The organism is Bacillus sp. FSL K6-0073 (genome assembly GCF_038006085.1).
Taxonomy (GTDB): domain Bacteria; phylum Bacillota; class Bacilli; order Bacillales; family Bacillaceae_G; genus Bacillus_A; species Bacillus_A cereus.
Genome location: NZ_JBBOUN010000001.1, coordinates 467,380 through 490,252, shown reverse-complemented (window position 1 = coordinate 490,252; position 22,873 = coordinate 467,380). Strand labels below are relative to the sequence as shown.

The following is a 22,873-nucleotide window of genomic DNA, read 5'->3' as shown; positions in this document are numbered from 1 at the left end:
CGTCGATATATGCAATCTCTTGCTGTATTTCCAAGGAAATACTCGAACCTTGTTTTCTACTCTCCTTACAACAACTGATCTATCCCAATAAGAATTAATAATAGTCCTGCGATAACTGTCGCCCATTTCCCTAAGTATTCTGCTAAAAATCGTTTTCCTACATACGCAAAACCACTAATACAAATAAAACTAAACACCCCAGAAATAGTCGCTGTAAGCCAAAGATTTAAATTTGTTACCCCTGCATCAAATCCACCTGCAATATTATTAATAGACAACGCAACTCCTAAAACAATTGCTTCTGAGAAACTAATTGTTTTAGAACCATCAAAATCTGCTTTTTCCGGATCACGTAAAATGCCCATAAGCACATTATCATCTTTAGAACCTGCAGTATTTTTTTGACCCAAGAAAGGCTGGCACAAAATAAACACACCGATTATCCCTAAAACGATTGCTCCAATCAGATTTGCTGTAAACTCTGAAATAAATAACGCAATCCAGTTCCCAAAAAATCCAGCTAGTAAAGTAAATAAAAATCCAAAGAATGCGATGATAAAATTGTTAAACCACGAAATACGAATTTTACGAATACCATATGCAATTCCAACACCTGCATTATCTAAATTAGAAGCGATCCCGATTAAAAAAATTGAAAATAAGCCTACTGTACTCATAAATAGTCACCCCTTTTTCTCACTTTTCAATGCATATTATGAAAATGTTGAGCAACTGTGCCTGTCTGTTTCATATACTTGTAATAAATGCTCAATATTTTTTCAATACTAAAAAAGGAGTGCCTACACTATGGCTAATGAAAACCCGAATGATCGGCTTGGCAAATTAATAAAAAAACTTTTAAAAGAACGCGCCTTATCTATGCGCCAACTAGGAATACTTACAAATATTGATCCTGCAACAGTCTCAAGAATTATTAACGGCAAACAACCGCCAAAACAAAAGCATCTACAAAAATTTGCAGAATGTCTTCAAGTTCCACCCCAATTGTTATTTGATGAAATGTACCCTGATTCTCCTCACATAAATAAAGAAAAAACAGATATGTACACATCTCTTGATACCATTCAGCAAACGCTGCACTCCTCTAACTTATTCGATTTCGATTACACTACAACTCGCGTAAAACAAGAACTCGAAAATTACGAACGCTATGCCCAGACAACAGAAGGCGAAAAACGTATTCATGACAGTTTCGCAAGCAAATTAGAGCAAATTGATAGTGCTGGTCCTTTTATTGAACAATTAACAGATATGTATCAACAATTTTGCAATGAAACCATTTCAAAAGAAGAACGTGCAGTTCTTGGGAGCGCATTACTGTATTTCATTTTATCGACAGATATTATTCCCGACTATCTCTTTCCAATTGGCTATTTAGATGATGCGATCGCCGTTGAATTAGCAAAAGAGAAATTACTTGAAATAAAACGAAAGACATAGCAAAATAAAGAACTATTTCAGTTGTTTATTTTCACCTCTGAAATAGTTCACTAAAAAATCGTACAAGTATACATACTCGTACGATTTTACTATACAAATCTATTTTTTCGTGTGGCACCATTCATATATAAATGCTGTTATTACTTTTGTAAATTCAATTAACTGTTCAATTTCAACTTTCTCATTTACAGAATGTGCTTCTTCTAATGTACCTGGTCCATATATAATCGCTGGAATATGAAACTCACTAAACCAACCGCCATCAGTTACCGTTGCAGACATATCTAAAATTGCATTTTTTGATAAAATAGACTCGTGTACTGAGCTAAGTTTTTTTACAGCTGCATGTTCCCTATCTACTTCTAATGAAGGGAAAATTTCACCACGATCTACAATCATTGATTCTCCGCCCCACTTAAATTGTGGCGGATTTTCACTTAACCATGGATCGGCAGCTGCTACCTTTCCAATATATTCTTCAATTTCTTTTATTATTTGTTCATGTGTTTCGTTCGGATAGAAGTGCACTGTTATCCATAACTGGCACTCATCCGCAATAAACGCCGCATGCCTTCCCCCCTCAATAACAGCTGGATTAATTGTTGTTGTTCCAGATGGATAGCCTTCATATGTTTTCATGACTGCCCAGTGACGCTCTAATTCTTGTAAGCTCTGCACAATTTTCATCATTTTTTCAATCGCACTCGCTCCAAATAAACGTCCTCCAGCATGGATCATTTGTCTGCGCGTTGCATCATGAAACGTTTGCGGACTTTTCACTGTAATCCATCCAGTAATGACACCACCTTGCCCTTGCATATGTAAATCACTCGTATCCACTACGACTGCAAAATCAGCATCGTAACCTCGCCTGCAGCATTGAAGTGTTCCTGCCTCTCCAACTTCTTCCCCTATTACTGATTGAAAGATTAAATCTCCAGGTAATTCAATACCAGCTTCTTGTAAAAGTTGAATGGCAAATAGCGCTCCAGCCAGCCCACCTTTCATATCTGCTGCGCCACGTCCAACTAACCAGCCATCTTTTATAAATGGATCAAATGGATCAGTTTCCCACGCCTCATCTGCTGACACTTCAGCTACATCCATATGACCATTAATAATAAGACTTTTATATGAGTCACTTTTTATTCCTTTTTTTACCCCAACAACGTTCGAATCATTCGGATATACATCCCATTTATTAATACTAAAATTTCGTTTTCTTAAAAACTCTGCAACAAATTCTTGCGCTTCATTTGTATTTCTCGCTGGCGGTGCTGGTGTTTCAAAACGAATTAATATTTTTGTAAGTTCTAACAATTCCTCTTTCCTTGAATCTATTTGTTTTAACAACTGCGAAATTTCTCGATTCATCGCTAATTCCCCTTTGCATACATAGTATGTTTCCAGCTTTATTTTCACAAAAAAAGAGACTGTTTACAATTTTACAGTCTCCTAATTGATCACTATTATAAACTCTCTACTTCCGTTGTATTTGTCTTTTCAATATGCTCTACATTACTTCCCTTATTTCTTGTAGCACGATAAAACAGTAAACAAACAATCATAAATGGAATACCACAATACAATGCCATTCTTTGTTCTGGAATAAAGGCCATGCCAACGATTACTGTTACATTTAATACTAACGCAAGCAGTGGTACGAATGGATACAGCGGTGTTTTAAATTTCAGGTCTTTCACATCCCCGCCCTGCTTTATGTATGACCTTCTAGCTAATAAGTTAGATAGAGCAATAGATGCCCAAACTAGTATCGCTCCAAATCCAGCGATAGAAAGCAGCCATAAATAAACTGTATCTTCCGCATAAATACCTGATAATAATGAGAGACAACCTACAATTGTGCTTACAATCAATGCATAAATAGGAACACCGTTTTTAGATAACTTACCAAAAATCGGACTAATCATTCCTTGATTAGACATAGACCATAGCATACGAGAAGTTGCATATAATCCTGAATTCGCAACGGATAGAACTGCTGTAATAATAACGAAATTTATAATATCGGCTGCATAAGGAATACCAATTTTATCAAATACAACTACAAATGGACTTTCTATTACTCCTGCTTGCTGCCAAGGGAATAGTCCAGCAAGAATAAAAATAGATAGTACAAAGAAAACAAGTATACGCCAAACTGTATTGTTAATTGCCTTCGGGATCGTTTTCTCTGGATTTTCACTCTCACCTGCTGCAATACCAACTAGTTCTGTTCCTTGGAAAGAAAAATTAACTGCAATCATCGTAATTAAAATGGCTGATAATCCATTCGGAAACAGTCCCCCGTAATCAGTAAAGCTAGAGAACATCGGTGCTGGTTCATTTCCTTTCATATCTAGAAAACCAAACATTGCCGCCCCGCCTAAAATAATAAATGCAATAATTGTAATTACTTTAATACTTGCAAACCAAAATTCCACTTCCGCAAAACTTCTTGAAGATAACGCATTAATAGCAAAGAGCAGTACCGCGAACACTACACACCAAATCCATGACGGTACATCAGGAAACCAACGTTTCATCAAAATACTAACTGCAATTAATTCAATACCTATCGTAGCAGACCAGTTTAACCATGACATCCATCCCACTACATAACCTGCTGCAGGGGAAATATGCTTTGTCGCATACGTTTGATAAGACCCTGCGTCAGGCATCGCAACAGCTAATTCTCCAAGACAGAGCATCGTTAAATACATTACAAATCCACCGACAAGATACGCTACAATTGCTCCTCCAGGTCCAGCCTCATGAATCGTATAACCTGACCCTAAAAAAAGTCCTGTACCAATAACTCCACCGAGTGCAATCATAAATATGTGCCTGCTTTTCAATTCTCTTTTTAATCCTTGGTTTTGATCCATCATATAAATCCCCCCTTTTCACTTTGCCAATCCATTTAATGTAAGCGTTTTTAAAATCCTTCACCGTAAAAATAATGATTTAAAAGAGCAAAAATACACATCACTTACATTAATCACTGCCTGTTACTAAAAGGTCATCCCTTACTGTTATTAATAACTTTTGATCAGCAATAGCTTGTCCTTCTACTACTTCTAATGATTCAATATAACCACTGATTCCTATCTTAATTTCTACTTTCTGTTTATCTATCGTTTCAATTAACGCTAATTTCTCCCACTCGTATACGTAAGAACTTTCCGTAACAAATAACTTCTCTACTTTTCCATAACAAGGACTATACACACCTTCTATAACTGTCTTCACTTTATAAATCCCTCCCTCTTATTAATTGACACCGAAACGTTGTATATCCTGTAAAAATTCATATTCTCCCCTCTAGAGATTTCAAATATTATTTATGCAAAATACGTACCAAGTCTCTAATTCATGTATTAAATGAGAGTTTCATACAAAAAAATGTGCACAACCGCAAAATTTTTCGATCATTTAAAAAGTTTTAAACGAAAAATAGCAAAAATTTTTTGCGATTTTATAAGAATTTTAATAAAATTATAAAAAGTCAGTCTTCATAGGGTGAAATGAGGAGAAGATGTTACATGCATACAGAAGAAATTAATTTCAAACAAATTATTGAAATGAATATGCTATATGAAACTTTAATCAATGAACTCGATATCGGGATTCATATTATTAATGAGGAAAGTAAAACGATTGTCTATAACCGCAAAATGATGGAAATTGAATCAATGGATCGCTTAGATGTGCTATATAAAAGTCCTTTAGAGGTATTTGCATTTGAAGAAAATAAAAATAGTACTCTTATAGAGGCATTAAAATTTGGAAAAACAAAGAAAAATATAAAACAAACGTATTTTAACAATAAAGGACAAGAAATTACAACGATTAACGATACTTTTCCTATAATAGAAAATGGAAAAATTAAAGGCGCTATTGAAATATCAAAAGAAATTAGTAACTTAAAGCAAACAATAAGAATGGGCCCTTCTCGAAAACAAAGTACTAAATTTACCTTTGATCACATAATTGGTGATTCTGAAGCTATTCAATCAATCATTACTGAAGGAAAAAGAGTAATTCGTACATCTTCCTCCATACTTCTAGTAGGAGAAACAGGCACTGGGAAAGAACTATTTGCACAAAGCATCCATAATGAAAGTCAGCGTTCAACAAAACCCTTTATTTCACAGAACTGTGCCGCTATACCTGATACACTCATGGAAAGCTTATTATTCGGTACAAACCGAGGTGCATTTACAGGAGCTATCGATAAAGCTGGTTTATTTGAAGAAGCGAACGGAGGAACTTTGTTATTAGATGAAATCAACTCATTAAGTCCAGCACTTCAAGCGAAGTTACTACGAGCTATACAAGAAAAAACAATACGAAGAATCGGAGGCACACACGAAAAAGAAATTGATGTTCGTATTATAGCAACTATCAATGAAGATCCTTTCGAAGCCATCGCACATAATCGATTAAGAGAAGACTTATATTACCGATTAAGCGTCGTTACTTTATGTCTTCCGCCTTTACGTGAAAGAAAAGAAGATATTCCAGATCTTGTTCAGCACTTTATTGAAAAATATAATACTCAATTTGGGCTCAACGTAACCGATGTAGATGTAAATGTAAGAGAATTTTTCTATGCATACGATTGGCCTGGAAACGTACGGGAGTTGGAACATATAATTGAAGGTTCCATGAACTTGATAGAAGATGAAACCATCATTACAGCTTTTCATATGCCTACTCGCTTTCGTGAACGAATAAAAACAGAATTCAATATGCAGCATGCACTAACTAATCACAATACTGATGCACCTAAAACTTTAAAACACACAATAGAAAAAATGGAAAAGAACTACATTAATCAAATTCTTAAAGAGAATCATGGCAACATTTCACAAGCTGCAAAATTTTTAGGATTAAGTAGGCAAAACTTACAATATCGAATTAAAAAACTGCATTTACACATATGAAATGAACATGTCTCCAAGTGCAAAAACAACTTGGTAAAATATGTTATAATAAACATATAACATGCTAGAAAGGGGCTATATATATGAGTAATGATAAAAAATTAAAGTTATTACAATACTTATACTTTTTCCCTGCCATGCTCTGTATGATGTTATTCATTAATGCCGATGTAAGCAGCTCTCCTTATGCAAAGCTATTAGGAACAATTTTTGGCTCCTTTGCAGCTATTATGCTTGCTGCTTTTTGGAATTTAAAGCTACGTATAAAAAATGAAAAATCTTCGTAATACTAAAAAAATCGAGCTACTTAGCCCGATTTTTTTATTTGCCATTAAAACTCAACATTCTCTAAATACAACCCACTTGCCTCAGCAAGACAATTAATTTGATTGCGCTGCTTTTCTTCTAAAATGTTTGGAATTGCTTCAGCATCTAATTGTCCTAATCCAACTTCAATTAATGCCCCAACAATTTTTCTTACCATATTATGAAGGAAGCCGTTACCACTTACTCTAATTTGTACAAACCCTGCCTCTTCCATCACATCAAGTGTATATACTTCTCGAACCATAGATTTTTTCTTTGATTTCGCATTTGAAAAAGCAGTAAAGTCATGTGAACCAACTAAATGTTTTGCAGCTGCTTTCATGCTTTTCACATTTAATTTTTTATTCACATGCATGCTGTATTTACGCATAAATGGATTTGTATGCTCTTCATTCCAAATTTTATACAGATATGTTTTTGCTTTAGAATTGTAACGAGCATGGAAACGATCATGTACTTCTTCCACATTCGTAATGCTAATATCATTAGGTAAATATTGATTTAAATATTTTTTCACTTTATGTTCCACTAACTTCTCATCACTTTGAAAGTTAGCAACTTGATTCAAAGCATGTACACCAGCGTCTGTTCTACTACAACCGATAATTTCAATTTCTTTTCCGATCATTTCAGATATGACACTTTCGATTTTTCCTTGAATCGTATTATCGTTATTACCAAGACGTTGCCATCCTTTAAAACGTGCACCATCGTACTGAATCGTTAATTTATAATTATGCATAATATTCTCCTTCATAGAAAATATTCCCTCATACCATGAGGGAATATTAATAAACTTTACTTTCTAACAAGCTTCACTACATTTTCTACATGCGCAGTATGCGGGAACATATCAACTGGTTGCACATACTCCACTTCATAGCTCTTCATTAATGCTTGTACATCACGTGCTAATGAAGAAGGATTACAAGACACATACACAACTTGTTTCGGCTTCACCTTTAAAATTGTTTCCAGTAATTTATCATCGCAACCTGTACGTGGTGGATCGACAACAATTACATCTGGACGCCATCCTTCTTTTACCCATTTCGGTAACCATTGTTCAGCTTTACCTGCTTCATATTTCGTATTTGTAAATCCGTGACGCTTTGCATTTTTTCTTGCATCTGCAATCGCTTCTGGAATTACATCCATACCACGTACTTCCGCTGCATCATTTGCAAGCCAAAGACCGATTGTACCAACGCCACAATACGCATCTACAATTTTCTCATCGCCTGTTAACGCAGCGGCTTTTTTTGCTTCATTATATAAAACAACGGTTTGCTCTGGATTCAACTGGAAGAACGCACGTGCTGATAATTCAAATGATAAATCACCAAGTGTTTCTTGAATTACTTCTTTTCCAGCTAATTTAAATGTTTTGTCGCCAAAAATAACAGATGTTTTACGCCAGTTTACATTTTGCATAATTGATTTAACCGCTGGCATCTGTTTTTGTACTTCTGCAATAAATTGTTCTTTATTTGGTAATTCTTCTTTTGTTGTAATAAGTGTAACTTGTACTTCACCTGTTTGAACTGCAGTACGTGTTACAATTGTGCGTACTAAACCTTTTTGTTTTTTCTCATTGTAAATAGAAACATTTAATTTTTCTAAAATACGTCTTACAACTTTTGTCGCTTCATTCGTTGCTTTATGTTGAATCATACAGTGAGCGATATCAATTAACTGATGTGAGTTTTGTTTATATAGCCCTGTAATAACCTTTTCGTCTTTACGCCCCACTTGTAATTGACTCTTATTACGATAATGCCATGGATTTTCCATGCCAAGCGTTGGACGAATTTTCTCTTCCATACTATTTTTCATGTACTTCTCAAATGCTTGTACAACGATATCACGCTTTTGATTCAATTGTTCTTTATAATCTAAATGTTGCAGCTGACAACCGCCACACTCCTCATATACTGGACACGGTGCTTTCACACGATGCGGTGAAGCTTTACGAACTTTTTTCACTTTCGCTTCAGCGAAGCCACGCTGAATTTTCGTTGTTTCTGCAACAACTTCTTCTCCTGGTAATGCCCCTGGAATGAAAACAACTTGTCTCTTAAAATAACCAACGCCTTCTCCGTTAATCCCAAGACGTTTAATTGTCACAGGAAACGTTTGACCAACTTCCAACTTACTCTCATGTTGCTTTTGTATCATTATTACACCTCTACTCTATACTTTTCCATAAATATAACGCTGCATAACTGCAGTATGGTTCACACTCTTGTTTCAATTTTTCTAAAAATGCATCATCAGGTTTATCATCTAATTGAAATATACCTTGCACTGCACGCTGAATCCCAATGTCCGCTTTCGGGAACATATTTTTCCGTCCAAGCCCAAACATTAAAAAGTTTTGCACTGTCCATGCACCAATTCCCCTAATTGGCAACAATTGTGCTGAAATGTCTTCTTCCGTCCCATTTTCTATACTCGCTAAATTTAATGTACCACTGACAATACTTCGACCTAATCCTACTATATATTCAGCCTTTCGCTGACTAAACTTCTGCTCTCTCAATTCTTCTATTGAAATATTTGCTACTATTTCCGGAGTGGGGAAAAAGAATACACCGTTCTTCTCTGTTCCATACCGTTTCACAAATTGTTCTGTTAACACAGTAGCAAATTTCAAATTTATTTGTTGGTGAATGATACAGCGAAGCAGACAAGCAAAATAATCAAATTCTAAAATAATTGGAGTATAAGCATATGTTTCAAATAGTGGACGTAATGATGTGTTTAAAAAATGATTTTGTATATCTTGAAACGGTTCATTCCAATGAAAAATGGCTCTCATTCGTTTCATGACTTTCTCTGGATCTCCTGTCTGACTAGAGATCCAAAACTGTGGATTTTGAACAGTACCAATCCCTTGTAAGCGAACAACAACCTGTTCCTCGTCGATACAAAGCGGGATATAAATAACTTTCTCATCTAATTGAATGACGTTAAGAGGATCAAAAGATAAACGTTTTAATACCTCTTCAAAATGATACGGATACTCTAACGTAACATGCTCGCTCCACATACGTTTCCCCATCCTTTTTACACATCATTATAGCATGAGAAAACCGTAAGCATACATGCTTACGGTTGATTGCCTTTTACTAAGTCATCTAGACTTTTAAAATGATACCCTTTCTCGCGCAAATCATCAATGATTTTTGCAAGTGCTTCTGCATTATCTTTTGATATTGCATGAAGTAATAAAATAGATCCTGGATGAATCATCGTCATAACATTATTATGCGCATATTGCCATCCTCTTTGCTGATCCACTTTCCAATCCAAAAATGCAAGTGACCAAAATACATTATAATAGCCCATTTCTTTCGTAAGAGCTAACGTTCTTTCACTAAATACACCGCGCGGAGGACGTACATATTTCACTTCTTTTTGCCCAGTTACTTTTTTAATTTCTTCTGTTACACTCGTTAATTCTTCACGAAGTTTCTCATCATTTACCGCTGTAAAATCAGGATGACTCCAAGAATGGTTTCCAATAATGTGTCCTTCATCCTTCATTCTTAACAATAAATCTTTTTGTGTTTTAATGTAATGTCCCGTTACAAAGAAAGTTGCTGGTACTTTTTTCTCTTTTAGTACATCTAATATTTTCCCTGTGTATCCATTCTCATATCCATTATCAAATGTTAAATAAATATCTTTTTTCTTCGTATCTCCTAAATAAAACCCGCCATTTTTTTGTAGTAAATCTGTATATAACTTTCCTGCATCTGGTACTGTTTCATTTTTAGGACGCGGGATTCCCCAGTTATGTGGAGTATTTGTATAAGCCAGTGCTGAAACTGGAACAAGTGCCATCATAATTGAAAAAATGAGACCGATATATAACCATTTATATTTCATAAATAGTCTCCTTTCCATATATAATCGTACTTGTAGTTTCTGTTGCAACGCATTCTTTCATGCTGAACATGTTTTTCTATATATACCAAAAAAATGCATCTCGAATCATTCGAGATGCATTTTTTATTTACTTAAATACTGGCTCTTTAAAGCTAGCTAATTTTTCAAGTGATGTCTTATCAACATCTGCATGTAAGCTATTACCATGAGAGTCCATCGTTACAACTGCTTTAAACCCGTCGATACGTAAATGCCACATTGCTTCTGGAATACCAAATTGTAAGAAATCAACATCTTTCACTTCTTTAATACATTCAGCATAATATTGCGCTGCACCACCGATTGCGTTTAAATATACACCGCCATGTTCTTCTAAAGCCGCTAATGTTTTCGCACCCATACCGCCTTTTCCAATGACAGCGCGAATACCGAATTTCTTCATAATATCGCCTTGGTACGGTTCTTCACGAATACTTGTCGTTGGACCTGCCGCTTTAATTTGCCAATTGTCATTTTCATCTTTCACAACAACTGGACCACAGTGGTAAATAATTTGTCCATTTAAATCTACTGGACAATCATTATCCATTAAATGCTTATGGATTGCGTCACGACCTGTATACATCATGCCATTAATTGTTACAACATCACCAACGCGAAGTTCACGAATTTGCTCTTCTGTAATTGGTGCTTGTAATACAATCTCACGTTGCTCTGTTTTTTCTTGTACTTCATGCTGAAGTGTATCTTCCCCTTCTTGATATAACCAATCCATAATTTCACCTGTTTCAGGATGGATTGTTACACCTAGGCGGCGATATGCCCAACAATTATACGCCACAGATACGTAGAAGCTAGCCGGCAGGCGGTTATACACGCCAATTTTACAGCCCAGTAAAGTTGTTTCTCCACCAAATCCCATTGTACCAATGCCAAGCTTATTCGCATTTTCTAATACGTACTCTTCAAGTTGTTGTAACTCTGGTACTGGATTGACATCATCTAATGTACGGAATAATTGATTTTTTGCTAATTCATAACCTGATGTGCGGTCTCCCCCGATACCAACACCAATTACACCAGCGCTACATCCTTGCCCTTGTGCTTGATATACTGCATGAAGAAGGCATTTACGAATCCCTTCTAAATCACGGCCAGCTCGTCCAAGTCCTTCTAGTTCACACGGTAAGCTATATTGAATATTTTTATTCTCACAGCCACCACCTTTTAGGATTAAACGTGCATCAATATAATCTTTTTCCCATTGTTCAAACTTAATCACCGGTGTACCTGGTCCTAAATTATTTCCACTATTATCTCCAAAAAGAGAATCAACAGAATTGGGACGAAGTTTACCATCTTTTGTCGCCCGCTCAAGCGCATTATAGATAGCTTCCTTCAACTTTAATTGATTCACACCAACTGGTGTATAAATTTTAAACGTTGGCATCCCTGTATCTTGGCAAATCGGCGAGATGTTATCATCGGCCATTTTAATATTATTTGTAATTGTGCCAAGTGCCATCGCAGAACGAGTCCCTGCATTTTCTCGCTCTTTCGCTTGTTGAATCGCACGACGAACATCTTTCGGTAAGTTCGTTGACGTTTCAACAATTAGTTGATACATGCTTTCTTGAAGCTTTTCCATTGTTACTTCCCCCTCAATTGTGAACGCTACCAAAACGTTATGAGCTGAAAATTCAATTGTTATGCTCTTTAGCTATTTATTTCACGCTATTAGAGCATAAATGAAATTTTTCACAACTTGATTATACCTCTTTTTCTATCGTCCTTCTATTACCCGAACAGAAAAAGGCTACCAAATTGGAATTGGTAGCCTTTTTAATATATTATTCGTCTTTTTTAAATTGCTCACATTTTAATTCTAATTCATCTAACATTGCAAGAAGACGATCTACATCTTCTAATTCTACTTCTTCGGGTTCAATTGTATCAATTACTTCAATGAACATATTTAAACGTTCTTTTAAATATACTAATTGTGTATCTTTATCTTGAATTGCTTTTCCCATGAAGGCACTCTCCTTTTAATTCGAGTTGCTTTTATTATACCGCAAAAACGATTGCTATGGGCATGAAATTTCATCAATTTTGTCACAGTCATCCACTATAATGTAAGCCCTCTCTCTTTTCATGCTAAAAAGTTTCACTTTATAAAAAGCACATATTCTTCTATTATAGAGAATGGACAAATTGTTATTTCAATAGTCAAAGGAGTATTTCATATGACGATATCACAAAAAATGAAGCCGATTACTCCTTCTTACGATCCATGGGAAGCGTATATGGACCTTGAAGAGTACGGCAAACTACTATTAACAAATGTTGAATTTACAACGACGACGTTATGCAATATGCGCTGTGAGCATTGCGCTGTTGGTTACACGTTACAGCCGAAAGACCCAAATCCGCTTCCGATGGATCTTTTATTAAAACGATTAGATGAGATTCCTCATTTACGTTCTTTAAGTATTACTGGCGGAGAACCTATGCTTTCAAAAAAATCCGTCGACAACTATGTAACACCACTCTTAAAATACGCCCATGAACGAGGCGTTCGCACTCAAATCAACTCTAACTTAACTATAGATTTAGCACGTTACGAACAAATTATTCCTTATTTAGACGTATTGCATATCTCTCATAACTGGGGAACAATCGATGACTTCGTTGAAGGCGGATTTGCAATGATGGAGCGTAAACCTACTTACGAACAACGTGCAAAATTATTCGAAAGAATGATTACAAATAGTAAGGCTCTATCAGATGCAGGTGTACTTGTATCTGCCGAAACAATGTTAAACAAAAGAACTCTACCACATATTGAACATATTCACCGCCAAATCGTCGAAGAGATGGGCTGTAAACGTCATGAAGTTCATCCAATGTATCCAAGTGACTTCGCGAGTAATCTAGAGATTTTAACAAAAGCTGAAATTCGTGATGCAATTGAGCATTTACTAGAAATTCGCGATGAAAATGTATGGATGTTATTTGGAACTTTACCTTTCTATGCTTGTAGCGATGACGAGCGAGACATTGCCACATTTAAAAAGTTACAAGAGAGCAAAAATGTAACTGTTCGTAACGATCCAGATGGTCGTTCACGCTTAAATGTAAATATTTTTGATGGCAATATTATCGTTACTGATTTTGGTGATGTTCCACTTCTAGGAAACATACAAACAAACACATTACAAGAAGCGTATGAAAAATGGAGCGCTTCAAAAACTGCAAAATCATTAAGCTGTCACTGTCCTGCAGTAAAATGTCTTGGACCAAATGTTCTTGTAAAAAACAGCTACTATCCGACAGAAGATTTCTTATCAAAAACAGCAAACATTACATTATAAAAAAACGTCAGCTTATAAGCTGACGTTTTTTCATGTTATTGCGAGTGGGAAGAAGAAATGAATTTAAAATACAAATGATCATGAATTGGAATAGCAGCTCCAATTCCTTGAGAAGTAATATTTTTCACAACAAGTCTTTTTTGATTTCCCTTTAATACAAGATACACTTCTCCAAATGTTACTTTTCCTTTTTCATTTACTGCTGGTGTATAAGCGTATAAATATCCGAGTTGACTCGGACTAATATTATACACACGCTCATGTCCAGTACCATAACCAATGGTCGTTTTAAACGAAAGGGGTAATTGTACTTTTTCAAGTGCTTTGAGAAGCATCATTTTTTTCACATCTGCAGCATCTTTCATATCTGCTGTTAAATCGCCTTCAACCGTCTTTTGTGTTTCTTGCTTATAGCGAAGTGGATATAAACGGTCTCCTCCGCGATTATCATACACATTTCGATTCACTTGTTTATATTCCCAATTAATCGATGTGTCTACTGATTCATAATGTAAAGCCCATTGACCTAAATAAATTTTTGCCCGATACCCTACTGCAAGCGGCGCATTTGAAATTGTCGTTTCATTAAACATCCGAATTAAGTCTGGATTTTCAATTTTAATATTAGCCGTTTTCAATAGCTCTTGAGCAAATTTACTTGGTTGCAAACGTGGCAAATCTTGCGCATCATTTGGAAATGTATTGTCTTTTGAAATATTTAAAACAGATGAAGGCATTTTTGTTCCTACTGTTGTCTTTGCAAAACTCATGTTAGGAAATAATAAAATAAACGAGACCATAGTTGAAAGACATATGCTGTATACTCGTTTCACCTGTCTGGCTCCTTCCTATGTAGGTATATATACTACTTCGTTTATTGTTTTCTCTGAGCGCAATTGTTATGCCTATTTTTCATAATAAATAAAAACCAATTCCCATAATGACATACGCCGCTAGTAAAGTGCCACCTTCAAACCAGTTTGTATCTCCATCATTGGAAATCGCAATCGTTAAGAAAACGGCTGTAATCATAGACACAAGTTCTGGTATGGTAAATACTAAAGGCATCCTTTGCGCGAAGAACATAGATAGCAATACTAATACAGGAGCAACAAACATGGCGATTTGTAATGTAGAGCCTATTGCAATTTCGACTGCAATATTTACTTTATTTTTATAGGCCATAATAATTGCAGACGCATGTTCCGCTGCATTCCCAACAATTGCAACGATAATAACCCCTATAAATAACTCTGACCAGCCAAATGACTTTGCGACAGTTTCAAAAGTATGTACGAGTGCCTCTGACACATAAGCTACTGCCAGTGTTGCTATCGCTAAAATAAGGAGCGCCTTCCCTTTCGACCACTCTGGCTCTTCTTCATGCGCTACTTCGTCACTTTTATGTTGATATACACCACGGTGCGTAACTAACTTAAATAGTAATGCAGCAAGGTACATGATAATCATAATAATAGAAACACCTATACTTAATTGATACGTCTTGCCAGCGTCCATCTTCATTGAAAAGATCTCTGGAATAACAAAGGCCACAACAACAGCAAATATTAATAAAGCTGAATTATGCCTTGCATCATATACATTAAAACTTTGTCTTTTGTATTTAAGACCTCCAACAAAGAAAGATAACCCCCCTACCAATAATAAATTTCCAAGTACAGAACCGGTTAAAGAAGCTAACACCACTTCAATTAACCCTGCTTGAAGTGCAAAAATTGAAATGATAAGTTCAACAGCATTACCGAAAGTAGCATTTAATAACCCGCCTATTCTAGGACCAGAAACAATTGCTAAACTCTCTGTTGCTCTCCCCATAAAACCAGCTAATGCGATAATCGTAATACAATACACAGCGAACATAAGTGTTTCTGGCCAATGAAGTGTTTTTCCAAGTACAGATAGTGGTACACCTATAAGTGCTACTATAAGAAATATTTTATTAAACATGCTTTTCATCCTTCCATCGTATGTATTTCTCCTCAATATTATTATTATTCTTCTCCTAACTTGTCCGATTTCATCACAATTACGTTTAAAAAATGGACTTGAAGAAAACAGTATGAAAGATATTTAAATTATCTTGTTTAAACAGAGAAAATATAAATTAGGAAAAGAGGTAAAGAATATGCACTTAAAAGAGAAAATTGCAACTATTATCCAAGGACAACGTACCGGTGTATTATCTACAGTACGTAACGAAAAACCGCATAGTGCCTTTATGATGTTTTTCCATGAAGATTTTGTACTATATGTTGCAACAGATCGACAATCAAAAAAGATAACAGATATTGAACAAAATCCTAATGTCCATGTACTACTCGGACGAGAAGGAAAAAAATTAGATGAAGATTATATTGAAGTTGAAGGGTTAGCTTCAATCGAGGAAGACTCAACATTAAAAAACAAGTTTTGGAATAATAGCTTAAAACGTTGGTTACTCGGTCCTGAAGACCCTAATTACGTATTGATAAAAATCAATCCCGACACAATTTATTACATTGATGGTGCCGGTACGACGGAGCCTGAGTTTTTACGACTATAAAATAAAACAAGCCCCCCCTTAGGTGGGCTTGTTTTGTCGAAAAGTTCTTTTAAAAAAATAATAAAATAGGTGGAACTTTCTAAAGATTCTGTTATATAATAGCAGTAACTTAAATAAACTGTATTAAAACAGATTGAGAGGAGAAATAAAATTGATGAAGAGAGAAGAACGCAAAAACATGATTGAGTTTATTGAAAAGAAAAAAGGGATTGAGCGTGACGAATTACTGTTTATGACAGACGATGAAGTAGAACATATTTATAATGTAACGTACTTTTTATATGAGGAAATTGCAGAGTAGTATAATAATCCCCACCTTATTAAAAATATAAGGTGGGGATTATTTCGTTATTTAGCCCACTATTTGCAGGCAGTAAAACTCCCACCTTAAAATTCAGGTGGAGCAAGAAGTTAAGTTGAAGTCGCGCTTTCTATAAAGCTCAATTGCTTCAACTTTATACATGAGAATGATTTTCATGTATAATACTGTAAGATTGGAGGAATTTTACTATGAGTTCGTGGCTCTTATTTGCACTATTATCAGCAATTGCTGCTGCCCTTGTATCGATTTTTGGAAAGTTTGGTTTAGACGGCATCGATGCAAACGTTGCAACAACAATTCGATCTATTATTATGGCATTATTTATGATAGGCGTTATTATCATACAAGGTAAATTTCAAAATATCGGCGACGTACTGCTAAATAAAAAAGCACTGCTATTTATCACATTAAGTGGGGTTGCAGGTGCTTCGTCATGGCTATTTTATTTTCTTGCCCTCAAAACAGGAAAGGTTTCACAAGTAGCTCCTGTCGATAAATTAAGCGTCGTATTTTCTATCATTCTCGCTATGATTATCCTCGGTGAAAAGTTAAACTTTATGACCGGTGTTGGTGTAGTCTTTATTACAGCTGGTGTATTATTTATTGCTTTCAGCTAAAAAAACCGCTATTAGCGGTTTTTCTTTTTCTTTATGTACAACCATACAACACATGTAACAACTGCTGAAATTAATAAAATCCATATTCCATAATGATGTAAACTATACTCAACGAAGCGCCACTTCTCGCCTAACTTCCAGCCAAGCCCAATAAAAACACTTATCCAAATGAACGCACCACCGTAAGCGTACAAACAAAAACGCCAAAGTGTCAAATTTGATACCCCAGCAAAATATGCCGTTAAATGACGTACTCCCGGTATAAAATAACCAATCATTAAAAGAAATGGCCCATATTTTTCAAATAAAATATGTGTTTTTTCAATGTGATGTTCTTTAATTCTAATTTTCGGCCCATATTTCTTTAAAACAGGGAGCCCAAGTTTTAAACCTAATATGTAGCTTAACGTGATCCCTAACATCGCACCAGCCATCCCACTTAAAAAAGCAGCAGTTCCTGACATAACTCCTTTTGAAACATTATAACCAACAAAGGTCAATAAAAACTCGTCTGGTATCGGTAATCCGACAATCCCACCAGCCAAAGCTATAACAATTCCAAAATAGCCATAATGCGCGATTAACTCGCCAATATGTTGTTCCATTCGGAAGACACATCCTATGCACGATCGTTATTCCACATTGTACCCTTTCTATCTTTAAGGCAAACATGGTATACATATTCACTATACATTGTTTTTATAATGAACTCTACTTCTATTCTTTCCTTTAACAGAGATAAAGTGAAACTTTAATCAGTGGGAGTTTTCTTCATCCTCTACCAATTATTAACCTAAGCCAATCTTGCTTCTACAGACATCCCGACTCCCACATGACTTACTTATATTCACCAATTTTGAGATTAGATTCTTACTGCCCGCAAATAACCCAATAAAAAATAAAAATTCATATGCGTGTTTTTTTGTTACAATAAAGGAAAGTTACTTTTCGCAACGGTTTAACTCTCAAGAAAAATGATATATCTAGCAAAAACATAGTTTGGTCTATATAATGCAACTTCTACCTATTAAAAGAACATACACCCTTTTACATACGACATCATTTTTCTAAATTATACAGGGGGGAACGAACATGACCATTGAAAATCAATTTATTCAAAAAGTTTACTATAAAACATTTTTAACAGAAGAAACTTCTACTCCTGCATCGGAAGTACTCGGTGAAGCATATATAAATGAATCTAAAAATGAATTCTCCAACATTTCTAATATTCGATTTGCTCAAGGTGAATTTTATTATCAAAATAAAGATTTTGAAGCAGCTATATTTAAATGGGAAAAAGTAAATAATGCTCTTGCACTTTGGGCGACAAAAAATATTGCAGATGCTTATTTTGAACTAGGATTCTTACCAAAGGCAGAAGAACTTTATCAATCTATTCAAACGGAAGATACAACTCTTACGATGGAGGTTTCCTTACAACTTCTTTCTCTTTATATCGAACAAGATCGTTTAGGACTCGCTTTTAAGACGATTAGTGAAGCTGTTGCATTCCAACCGGATTATCCAAATATTACTGCAATTGCACGTTCTTTCTATGAAAAACAAGAAGATTGGAACAACGCTATCGAACTAGCTGTTCAAGAAGGTATTCGAACACAATCTTTACACTGGTTTGATACGTTAATAAATTACATAAACAAAGGATTTACAAAAAATATTAAGCCTGAATATTTCTATGAGTCTTTAAAAGCTCTATATGCTGTTGATCAAGCTCAATTTAAAGAACTTGTTATTGCTCTTTGGAATAGCTATCAACATGAATCCTTATACCTTCCTTGGATTCAAAGTATCAATCATTTATTCTTGCATATTGAAACAGACAATAATGACGATTGGAATGAAATTTCTACTCGCTATCAAGAAACATACTTTGCATTAATTACCGGAAATCACTTTATGCATGAATTAAACGGACTTGTACCAAATTTATTAACAAATTGGTTCAGTTTAACGAAAGCAAAAGATTCTCTAGTTGTCTCTGCAGCAGTGTTAGCATGGAATGAAGTCTCACCTACAACTTTAGAATCATTACTCGTAAAAAGTGCTGGATCCTTACTTTCTAATACATCAGCTGAAGCAGATGTAAATATGGAAACAGTTTCTCATTTATTCGAAACAATCGCTGTATGGGCTGAGAAAAATGATGTAGATTTAAGTCATCAATTTACGCTACTAGTCCATGAACTATGTGATTTAAATATCACACCACTACTAATAGCTGGAACTAGTGACCATGATAAAACATCATTTGTTAATTCAATATTAGGAGAGAACATCTTAACTGAAACTTTAACAACTCCTATTCTATTTAAAGACGCTAGTCAAACTGAAATAACAGAATTTACCGAGTTAGATATACGAAATATCCCTAACCTTGATGAATTCCATCAAATAACGGCTACATCTGCTCAGTCAGAACTTGAGAAAAAATGTATAGAAATTAAGCTACCAAGTAGGTTTTTAAGAAAAAATAAGTTTACATTTCTTCTTACACCATCCATTCAAGAGCAATTGGATAAAAGCAATGCATACTTTGAATACTTACAAGCAGCAGATAGTCTTGTTTACGTATTAAATTCTTCTTCACCATTGCATAGTAAAGAAATTGATACATTAATTTATTTACGTGAACAAGTACCAAACTTACAAATTCACTTCGTATTACACACAAATAATACGACTACTAATGAAAAACTAATTAGTAAACTTAAAATACATTTTCCAGATGCACAATTCTTCCCATACTCTCCTTCGCAAGAGAGTAGCCAGCAACTTGGAGATGTAACAGAATCTATTCTCTCTAATCTTGCAAAGCGCGATATAGAAAAAGAACGTATAGAAAAGCTAATATGGTTTACGCAAAAGACAATTGCTTATCTCATAAATGAACGTGTGGAATTAGAAAATACATTAGTAAAATCCGTACGCTGGAATAAACACATCTCAGTGAAACTTACTGGATTTATTAATAACCTTACTGCTCTTGAAAAAGATAAAATTCGCTCTATTACCGAATCTTATCTTTTAACGAAAGAAGAAATTACACGAGATATACATTCTCAAATTCCTGAATTATTACAGAGTTGCTCTGATCTTGTTCAAGAAGATAGTGATTTCAAACTAGTTCATGAAGAATTAAATGCTGCAATGAATGAACGTGTTCAAAAGCATGTACAACAGGTACTTCTTCCTAAATTTACTGGGTCTATTCAAGAATGGATTGAAACCGCACATAATGAATTTATTCAAGCTCAAGCTTATTTAGATGAAATGAGTGAAACGTTTAATAAATTATATAAAGAAGAACGTATGAAACTTCCTTGCGATTTCAAATTATTAGATGACTGGAATCGAGATGTTGCACGAATGACAAATCGAATTACAGTAACGAACATCAATATTTTATTACGCTTTACACCGACACAGTTTTTCTTAAAAAGTGCCGGAAAATTATTTGGTAATATGCAAAAAAACCAATCTATGCTCGCCAACAAATATAAACAATATATTGAAACAGAAGACTATACAGAAATTGCTCACACAATTTCCAAACAATTCTTCCTTCAATTTGAAGTATTTGAAGGTGCATTAGAACGTGATATCATGATGTTCTTCAAAGATCCACTTAATATATTGAAACAAAATGTAGATGCAGCTCAACTTGAGATACAGGAAGACGAGCAAACATTAGCGACGCTAAGAAGTAATCCAGAAACATATCATGATCCTTTGGCGTTATTTAAGCTACAATTACTACAACATAAATTTGTTTTAAGTACTACAAAGAAACATGAAGATATCTTTGTATCAAACGAATCTCCTACTGTTTAACAAAAAAACCAAGCAAACTAAAATTTGCTTGGTTTTTTTTACTTTATTATTTTCATATGTTCAAACGGATAATAAATGCCTGCTAACTTTCCTAACACATCTTCTCTATCAATAAAACCTAAACCATTTCTACTATCTTTACTTATTAAGCGATTATCTCCCATAACAAAAATCTTATTTTTAGGAACTGTAATCGGTCCAAAGTCCTCTGTTAAATTCATAAGTTTTTTTTCTGCTTGTTTTTTATTACTATCCAAATACTCTTCATCTTTCACTTCAGAATTTACATATAATTGATCATTTCTCATCTCAATTATATCTCCAGGCAATCCAATCACTCTTTTGACATAAAAATTATCTGTTTTCACAACAATAATATCTTCTCTCCCATAGCTTTCAAATTGTTTTGCTAACTTATTAACAATCACCTTATCTCCATCTTGCAACGTTGGCCTCATAGATGCTCCTTTTACAGTCGTCGGAAAAAACACAAAAATTTTCGCCAAAAACACCAATAAACATGCAATTGCAATAGTTCCAAAGAATTCACACCAACGTTTTTTCTTTTGCATCATTTCACCAACTCATCATCTTTTTACTTTTATTATAAATAATACGACCGATGATTTTCTACAAAATTCTGAATTTTAAAATTATAATATTAGAAATTTTAAAATAAAAATACTGATCAAATTAACAAGCAAGAAAGATACTCTCAAAATAGTCTATCCACTATTTTTGAGAGTATCTTTTTATAATCCCACATATATAATACACATTTGAGCAGCTACATATGTAAACCAAATCCAAAGTGGCTCATACTTCAATTTACGCCCTCCGATATCTGTCACGCCAATAATGAAATCAGAAATTACAAACAGTAAGCCACCAAACGCTGGTATCCACCATATCCCTGTATTTTCATAATATAAGGCGAATGCAAAGCAAGCCATTCCTCCAACCCACAATCCGTAAATTAGAGCTCCTATCGTAAACAACTTATCCTGTTTATCATTTCGGATAAAGAAGAACCATCCTACAATTAGAAAGAGCCCATATACGAGTAAGCCAATCCAAAAACCATTCCATGAAATTCCTGTTTGCAAAAATGCTTTTACATAAAAGCAATGAGCAAGAGCGAAAGTAACCATCCCTCCAATTAATCGATGACCAATTGGAATCAGCCCAGCCATAAACAAATCTCCCACAGTCGATAAAGTCATACCAAGTGCAACCCACGTACTATACTCTACAGATGGATCTTGTAACCATATGCAAATTGCACTACCTGTTAAAGAAAAACTAAGAATAAGACGAATTGCTAAAGGTAACGGCATATTATCTTTCGTTCTTTTTGTCTGCCCCATTGCATAAATTGCACCAATAAAAAAAAGAAATATTTGCCCAATTAACACCACGTAAAGTAGATTCATAATATTTTCTCCTCAATAAATGCTTTTTGTATCTTTTTTCGTTACACTTAGTCTATTATCCTTTTTCTATGAAAAAAG

Annotated in this window: 23 protein-coding genes; 8 read left to right on the top strand and 15 right to left on the bottom strand. The window is 34.7% G+C overall.

Translation table 11 applies throughout. From position 1 onward, the window contains the following. Positions 1 to 65: 65 nt before the first annotated feature. Positions 66 to 677 (bottom strand): sporulation membrane protein YtaF, encoded by a 612-nt coding sequence (gene ytaF / locus MHB52_RS02515; protein WP_016117123.1) that lies wholly within the window; start codon positions 675 to 677, stop codon positions 66 to 68. 130 nt (positions 678 to 807) lie between these two features. Between ytaF and MHB52_RS02510 the strand changes: the two genes are divergently transcribed. Beyond that, positions 808 to 1,461 (top strand): DUF1232 domain-containing protein, encoded by a 654-nt coding sequence (locus MHB52_RS02510; RefSeq protein WP_061663405.1) that lies wholly within the window; start codon positions 808 to 810, stop codon positions 1,459 to 1,461. Between the two features lie 99 nt (positions 1,462 to 1,560). On the opposite strand, the gene MHB52_RS02505 is transcribed toward MHB52_RS02510, so the two are convergent. The 3 genes from MHB52_RS02505 to MHB52_RS02495 all read right to left on the bottom strand — a co-directional run bounded on the left by MHB52_RS02505 (position 1,561) and on the right by MHB52_RS02495 (position 4,713). Further along, a complete protein-coding gene (locus MHB52_RS02505; protein WP_061663404.1) occupies positions 1,561 to 2,835 on the bottom strand; it encodes an acetylornithine deacetylase in 1,275 nt (424 codons plus the stop codon). Between the two features lie 95 nt (positions 2,836 to 2,930). Then, positions 2,931 to 4,352, bottom strand: coding sequence for an amino acid permease (locus MHB52_RS02500; RefSeq protein WP_000969250.1), 1,422 nt, complete (start codon positions 4,350 to 4,352; stop codon positions 2,931 to 2,933). A 106-nt stretch (positions 4,353 to 4,458) separates the two neighbouring features. Further along, positions 4,459 to 4,713: a biotin/lipoyl-containing protein gene (locus MHB52_RS02495; RefSeq protein ID WP_000859489.1), complete on the bottom strand. Its 255-nt coding sequence runs from the start codon at positions 4,711 to 4,713 to the stop codon at positions 4,459 to 4,461. 293 nt (positions 4,714 to 5,006) lie between these two features. Between MHB52_RS02495 and MHB52_RS02490 the strand changes: the two genes are divergently transcribed. Both MHB52_RS02490 and MHB52_RS02485 read left to right on the top strand, forming a co-directional pair. After that, entirely contained in the window at positions 5,007 to 6,410 is a 1,404-nt protein-coding gene (locus tag MHB52_RS02490) for a sigma-54 interaction domain-containing protein (protein ID WP_061663402.1), read from the top strand. 83 nt (positions 6,411 to 6,493) lie between these two features. After that, on the top strand, positions 6,494 to 6,697 hold the full coding sequence (locus tag MHB52_RS02485) for a hypothetical protein (RefSeq protein ID WP_000063861.1): 204 nt from the start codon (positions 6,494 to 6,496) through the stop codon (positions 6,695 to 6,697). A gap of 44 nt (positions 6,698 to 6,741) precedes the next feature. On the opposite strand, the gene truA is transcribed toward MHB52_RS02485, so the two are convergent. The 6 genes from truA to MHB52_RS02455 form a co-directional block, all read right to left on the bottom strand. Then, positions 6,742 to 7,479, bottom strand: a complete 738-nt coding sequence (truA, locus tag MHB52_RS02480; RefSeq protein ID WP_000553114.1) for a tRNA pseudouridine(38-40) synthase TruA — start codon at positions 7,477 to 7,479, stop codon at positions 6,742 to 6,744. A gap of 56 nt (positions 7,480 to 7,535) precedes the next feature. After that, positions 7,536 to 8,915, bottom strand: coding sequence for a 23S rRNA (uracil(1939)-C(5))-methyltransferase RlmD (gene rlmD, locus MHB52_RS02475; RefSeq protein ID WP_000615200.1), 1,380 nt, complete (start codon positions 8,913 to 8,915; stop codon positions 7,536 to 7,538). 10 nt (positions 8,916 to 8,925) lie between these two features. Beyond that, complete coding sequence (locus MHB52_RS02470) at positions 8,926 to 9,789, bottom strand: DNA-3-methyladenine glycosylase family protein (protein WP_000269421.1); 864 nt, start codon at positions 9,787 to 9,789, stop codon at positions 8,926 to 8,928. Between the two features lie 59 nt (positions 9,790 to 9,848). After that, the gene (pdaA, locus tag MHB52_RS02465) at positions 9,849 to 10,631 is read right to left on the bottom strand and encodes a delta-lactam-biosynthetic de-N-acetylase (protein WP_000875956.1); all 783 of its coding nucleotides are present in this window, start codon (positions 10,629 to 10,631) and stop codon (positions 9,849 to 9,851) included. A gap of 127 nt (positions 10,632 to 10,758) precedes the next feature. Next, positions 10,759 to 12,279 carry a class I fumarate hydratase gene (fumA, locus tag MHB52_RS02460; RefSeq protein ID WP_061663400.1) on the bottom strand — a complete coding sequence of 507 codons (1,521 nt, stop codon included), beginning with the start codon at positions 12,277 to 12,279 and terminating at the stop codon, positions 10,759 to 10,761. Between the two features lie 202 nt (positions 12,280 to 12,481). Continuing rightward, positions 12,482 to 12,664: an SE1561 family protein gene (locus MHB52_RS02455; protein WP_000513558.1), complete on the bottom strand. Its 183-nt coding sequence runs from the start codon at positions 12,662 to 12,664 to the stop codon at positions 12,482 to 12,484. Between the two features lie 213 nt (positions 12,665 to 12,877). Between MHB52_RS02455 and yfkAB the strand changes: the two genes are divergently transcribed. Beyond that, complete coding sequence (gene yfkAB, locus MHB52_RS02450; protein WP_000156023.1) at positions 12,878 to 14,005, top strand: radical SAM/CxCxxxxC motif protein YfkAB; 1,128 nt, start codon at positions 12,878 to 12,880, stop codon at positions 14,003 to 14,005. 35 nt (positions 14,006 to 14,040) lie between these two features. Here yfkAB and MHB52_RS02445 read toward each other — a convergent pair whose 3' ends face one another. Together MHB52_RS02445 and cax are read right to left on the bottom strand one after the other, a co-directional pair. Further along, positions 14,041 to 14,838 (bottom strand): YfkD famly protein, encoded by a 798-nt coding sequence (locus MHB52_RS02445; protein WP_002102695.1) that lies wholly within the window; start codon positions 14,836 to 14,838, stop codon positions 14,041 to 14,043. Positions 14,839 to 14,917: 79 nt separating this feature from the next. Further along, positions 14,918 to 15,973 carry a calcium/proton exchanger gene (gene cax, locus MHB52_RS02440; protein WP_000482139.1) on the bottom strand — a complete coding sequence of 352 codons (1,056 nt, stop codon included), beginning with the start codon at positions 15,971 to 15,973 and terminating at the stop codon, positions 14,918 to 14,920. Positions 15,974 to 16,151: 178 nt separating this feature from the next. On the opposite strand from cax, the gene MHB52_RS02435 reads away from it, so the two are divergent. The 3 genes from MHB52_RS02435 (at position 16,152) to MHB52_RS02425 (ending at position 17,507) form a co-directional block, all read left to right on the top strand. Then, on the top strand, positions 16,152 to 16,568 hold the full coding sequence (locus MHB52_RS02435; protein WP_000550220.1) for a pyridoxamine 5'-phosphate oxidase family protein: 417 nt from the start codon (positions 16,152 to 16,154) through the stop codon (positions 16,566 to 16,568). A gap of 154 nt (positions 16,569 to 16,722) precedes the next feature. Then, positions 16,723 to 16,869, top strand: a complete 147-nt coding sequence (locus MHB52_RS02430; RefSeq protein ID WP_000817786.1) for a BH0509 family protein — start codon at positions 16,723 to 16,725, stop codon at positions 16,867 to 16,869. 209 nt (positions 16,870 to 17,078) lie between these two features. Beyond that, on the top strand, positions 17,079 to 17,507 hold the full coding sequence (locus tag MHB52_RS02425; RefSeq protein WP_000100296.1) for an EamA family transporter: 429 nt from the start codon (positions 17,079 to 17,081) through the stop codon (positions 17,505 to 17,507). An 11-nt stretch (positions 17,508 to 17,518) separates the two neighbouring features. Here MHB52_RS02425 and MHB52_RS02420 read toward each other — a convergent pair whose 3' ends face one another. Continuing rightward, a complete protein-coding gene (locus tag MHB52_RS02420; RefSeq protein WP_000434874.1) occupies positions 17,519 to 18,112 on the bottom strand; it encodes a DedA family protein in 594 nt (197 codons plus the stop codon). Between the two features lie 487 nt (positions 18,113 to 18,599). Here MHB52_RS02420 and MHB52_RS02415 point away from each other — a divergent pair, with 487 nt between their 5' ends. Next, a complete protein-coding gene (locus MHB52_RS02415) occupies positions 18,600 to 21,362 on the top strand; it encodes a tetratricopeptide repeat protein (RefSeq protein ID WP_016117117.1) in 2,763 nt (920 codons plus the stop codon). Positions 21,363 to 21,400: 38 nt separating this feature from the next. Here the strand turns inward: MHB52_RS02415 and lepB are convergent, their stop codons facing one another. Next, on the bottom strand, positions 21,401 to 21,937 hold the full coding sequence (gene lepB / locus MHB52_RS02410) for a signal peptidase I (RefSeq protein WP_000983301.1): 537 nt from the start codon (positions 21,935 to 21,937) through the stop codon (positions 21,401 to 21,403). A gap of 177 nt (positions 21,938 to 22,114) precedes the next feature. Beyond that, positions 22,115 to 22,795, bottom strand: coding sequence for a lysoplasmalogenase (locus MHB52_RS02405; RefSeq protein ID WP_001051070.1), 681 nt, complete (start codon positions 22,793 to 22,795; stop codon positions 22,115 to 22,117). Positions 22,796 to 22,873: the final 78 nt, after the last annotated feature.

What these genes read in the sequence shown, in the direction of transcription:
- ytaF (WP_016117123.1), bottom strand. Translation starts at nt 677, where the DNA reads ATGAGTACAGTAGGCTTATTTTCAATTTTTTTAATCGGGATCGCTTCT.
- MHB52_RS02505 (WP_061663404.1), bottom strand. Translation starts at nt 2,835, where the DNA reads ATGAATCGAGAAATTTCGCAGTTGTTAAAACAAATAGATTCAAGGAAA.
- truA (WP_000553114.1), bottom strand. Translation starts at nt 7,479, where the DNA reads ATGCATAATTATAAATTAACGATTCAGTACGATGGTGCACGTTTTAAA.
- cax (WP_000482139.1), bottom strand. Translation starts at nt 15,973, where the DNA reads ATGTTTAATAAAATATTTCTTATAGTAGCACTTATAGGTGTACCACTA.
- MHB52_RS02435 (WP_000550220.1), top strand. Translation starts at nt 16,152, where the DNA reads ATGCACTTAAAAGAGAAAATTGCAACTATTATCCAAGGACAACGTACC.
- MHB52_RS02425 (WP_000100296.1), top strand. Translation starts at nt 17,079, where the DNA reads ATGAGTTCGTGGCTCTTATTTGCACTATTATCAGCAATTGCTGCTGCC.
- rlmD (WP_000615200.1), bottom strand. Translation starts at nt 8,915, where the DNA reads ATGATACAAAAGCAACATGAGAGTAAGTTGGAAGTTGGTCAAACGTTT.
- MHB52_RS02405 (WP_001051070.1), bottom strand. Translation starts at nt 22,795, where the DNA reads ATGAATCTACTTTACGTGGTGTTAATTGGGCAAATATTTCTTTTTTTT.
- pdaA (WP_000875956.1), bottom strand. Translation starts at nt 10,631, where the DNA reads ATGAAATATAAATGGTTATATATCGGTCTCATTTTTTCAATTATGATG.
- MHB52_RS02490 (WP_061663402.1), top strand. Translation starts at nt 5,007, where the DNA reads ATGCATACAGAAGAAATTAATTTCAAACAAATTATTGAAATGAATATG.
- MHB52_RS02455 (WP_000513558.1), bottom strand. Translation starts at nt 12,664, where the DNA reads ATGGGAAAAGCAATTCAAGATAAAGATACACAATTAGTATATTTAAAA.
- fumA (WP_061663400.1), bottom strand. Translation starts at nt 12,279, where the DNA reads ATGGAAAAGCTTCAAGAAAGCATGTATCAACTAATTGTTGAAACGTCA.
- MHB52_RS02415 (WP_016117117.1), top strand. Translation starts at nt 18,600, where the DNA reads ATGACCATTGAAAATCAATTTATTCAAAAAGTTTACTATAAAACATTT.
- MHB52_RS02510 (WP_061663405.1), top strand. Translation starts at nt 808, where the DNA reads ATGGCTAATGAAAACCCGAATGATCGGCTTGGCAAATTAATAAAAAAA.
- MHB52_RS02420 (WP_000434874.1), bottom strand. Translation starts at nt 18,112, where the DNA reads ATGGAACAACATATTGGCGAGTTAATCGCGCATTATGGCTATTTTGGA.
- yfkAB (WP_000156023.1), top strand. Translation starts at nt 12,878, where the DNA reads ATGACGATATCACAAAAAATGAAGCCGATTACTCCTTCTTACGATCCA.
- MHB52_RS02430 (WP_000817786.1), top strand. Translation starts at nt 16,723, where the DNA reads ATGAAGAGAGAAGAACGCAAAAACATGATTGAGTTTATTGAAAAGAAA.
- MHB52_RS02485 (WP_000063861.1), top strand. Translation starts at nt 6,494, where the DNA reads ATGAGTAATGATAAAAAATTAAAGTTATTACAATACTTATACTTTTTC.
- MHB52_RS02470 (WP_000269421.1), bottom strand. Translation starts at nt 9,789, where the DNA reads ATGTGGAGCGAGCATGTTACGTTAGAGTATCCGTATCATTTTGAAGAG.
- lepB (WP_000983301.1), bottom strand. Translation starts at nt 21,937, where the DNA reads ATGATGCAAAAGAAAAAACGTTGGTGTGAATTCTTTGGAACTATTGCA.
- MHB52_RS02500 (WP_000969250.1), bottom strand. Translation starts at nt 4,352, where the DNA reads ATGATGGATCAAAACCAAGGATTAAAAAGAGAATTGAAAAGCAGGCAC.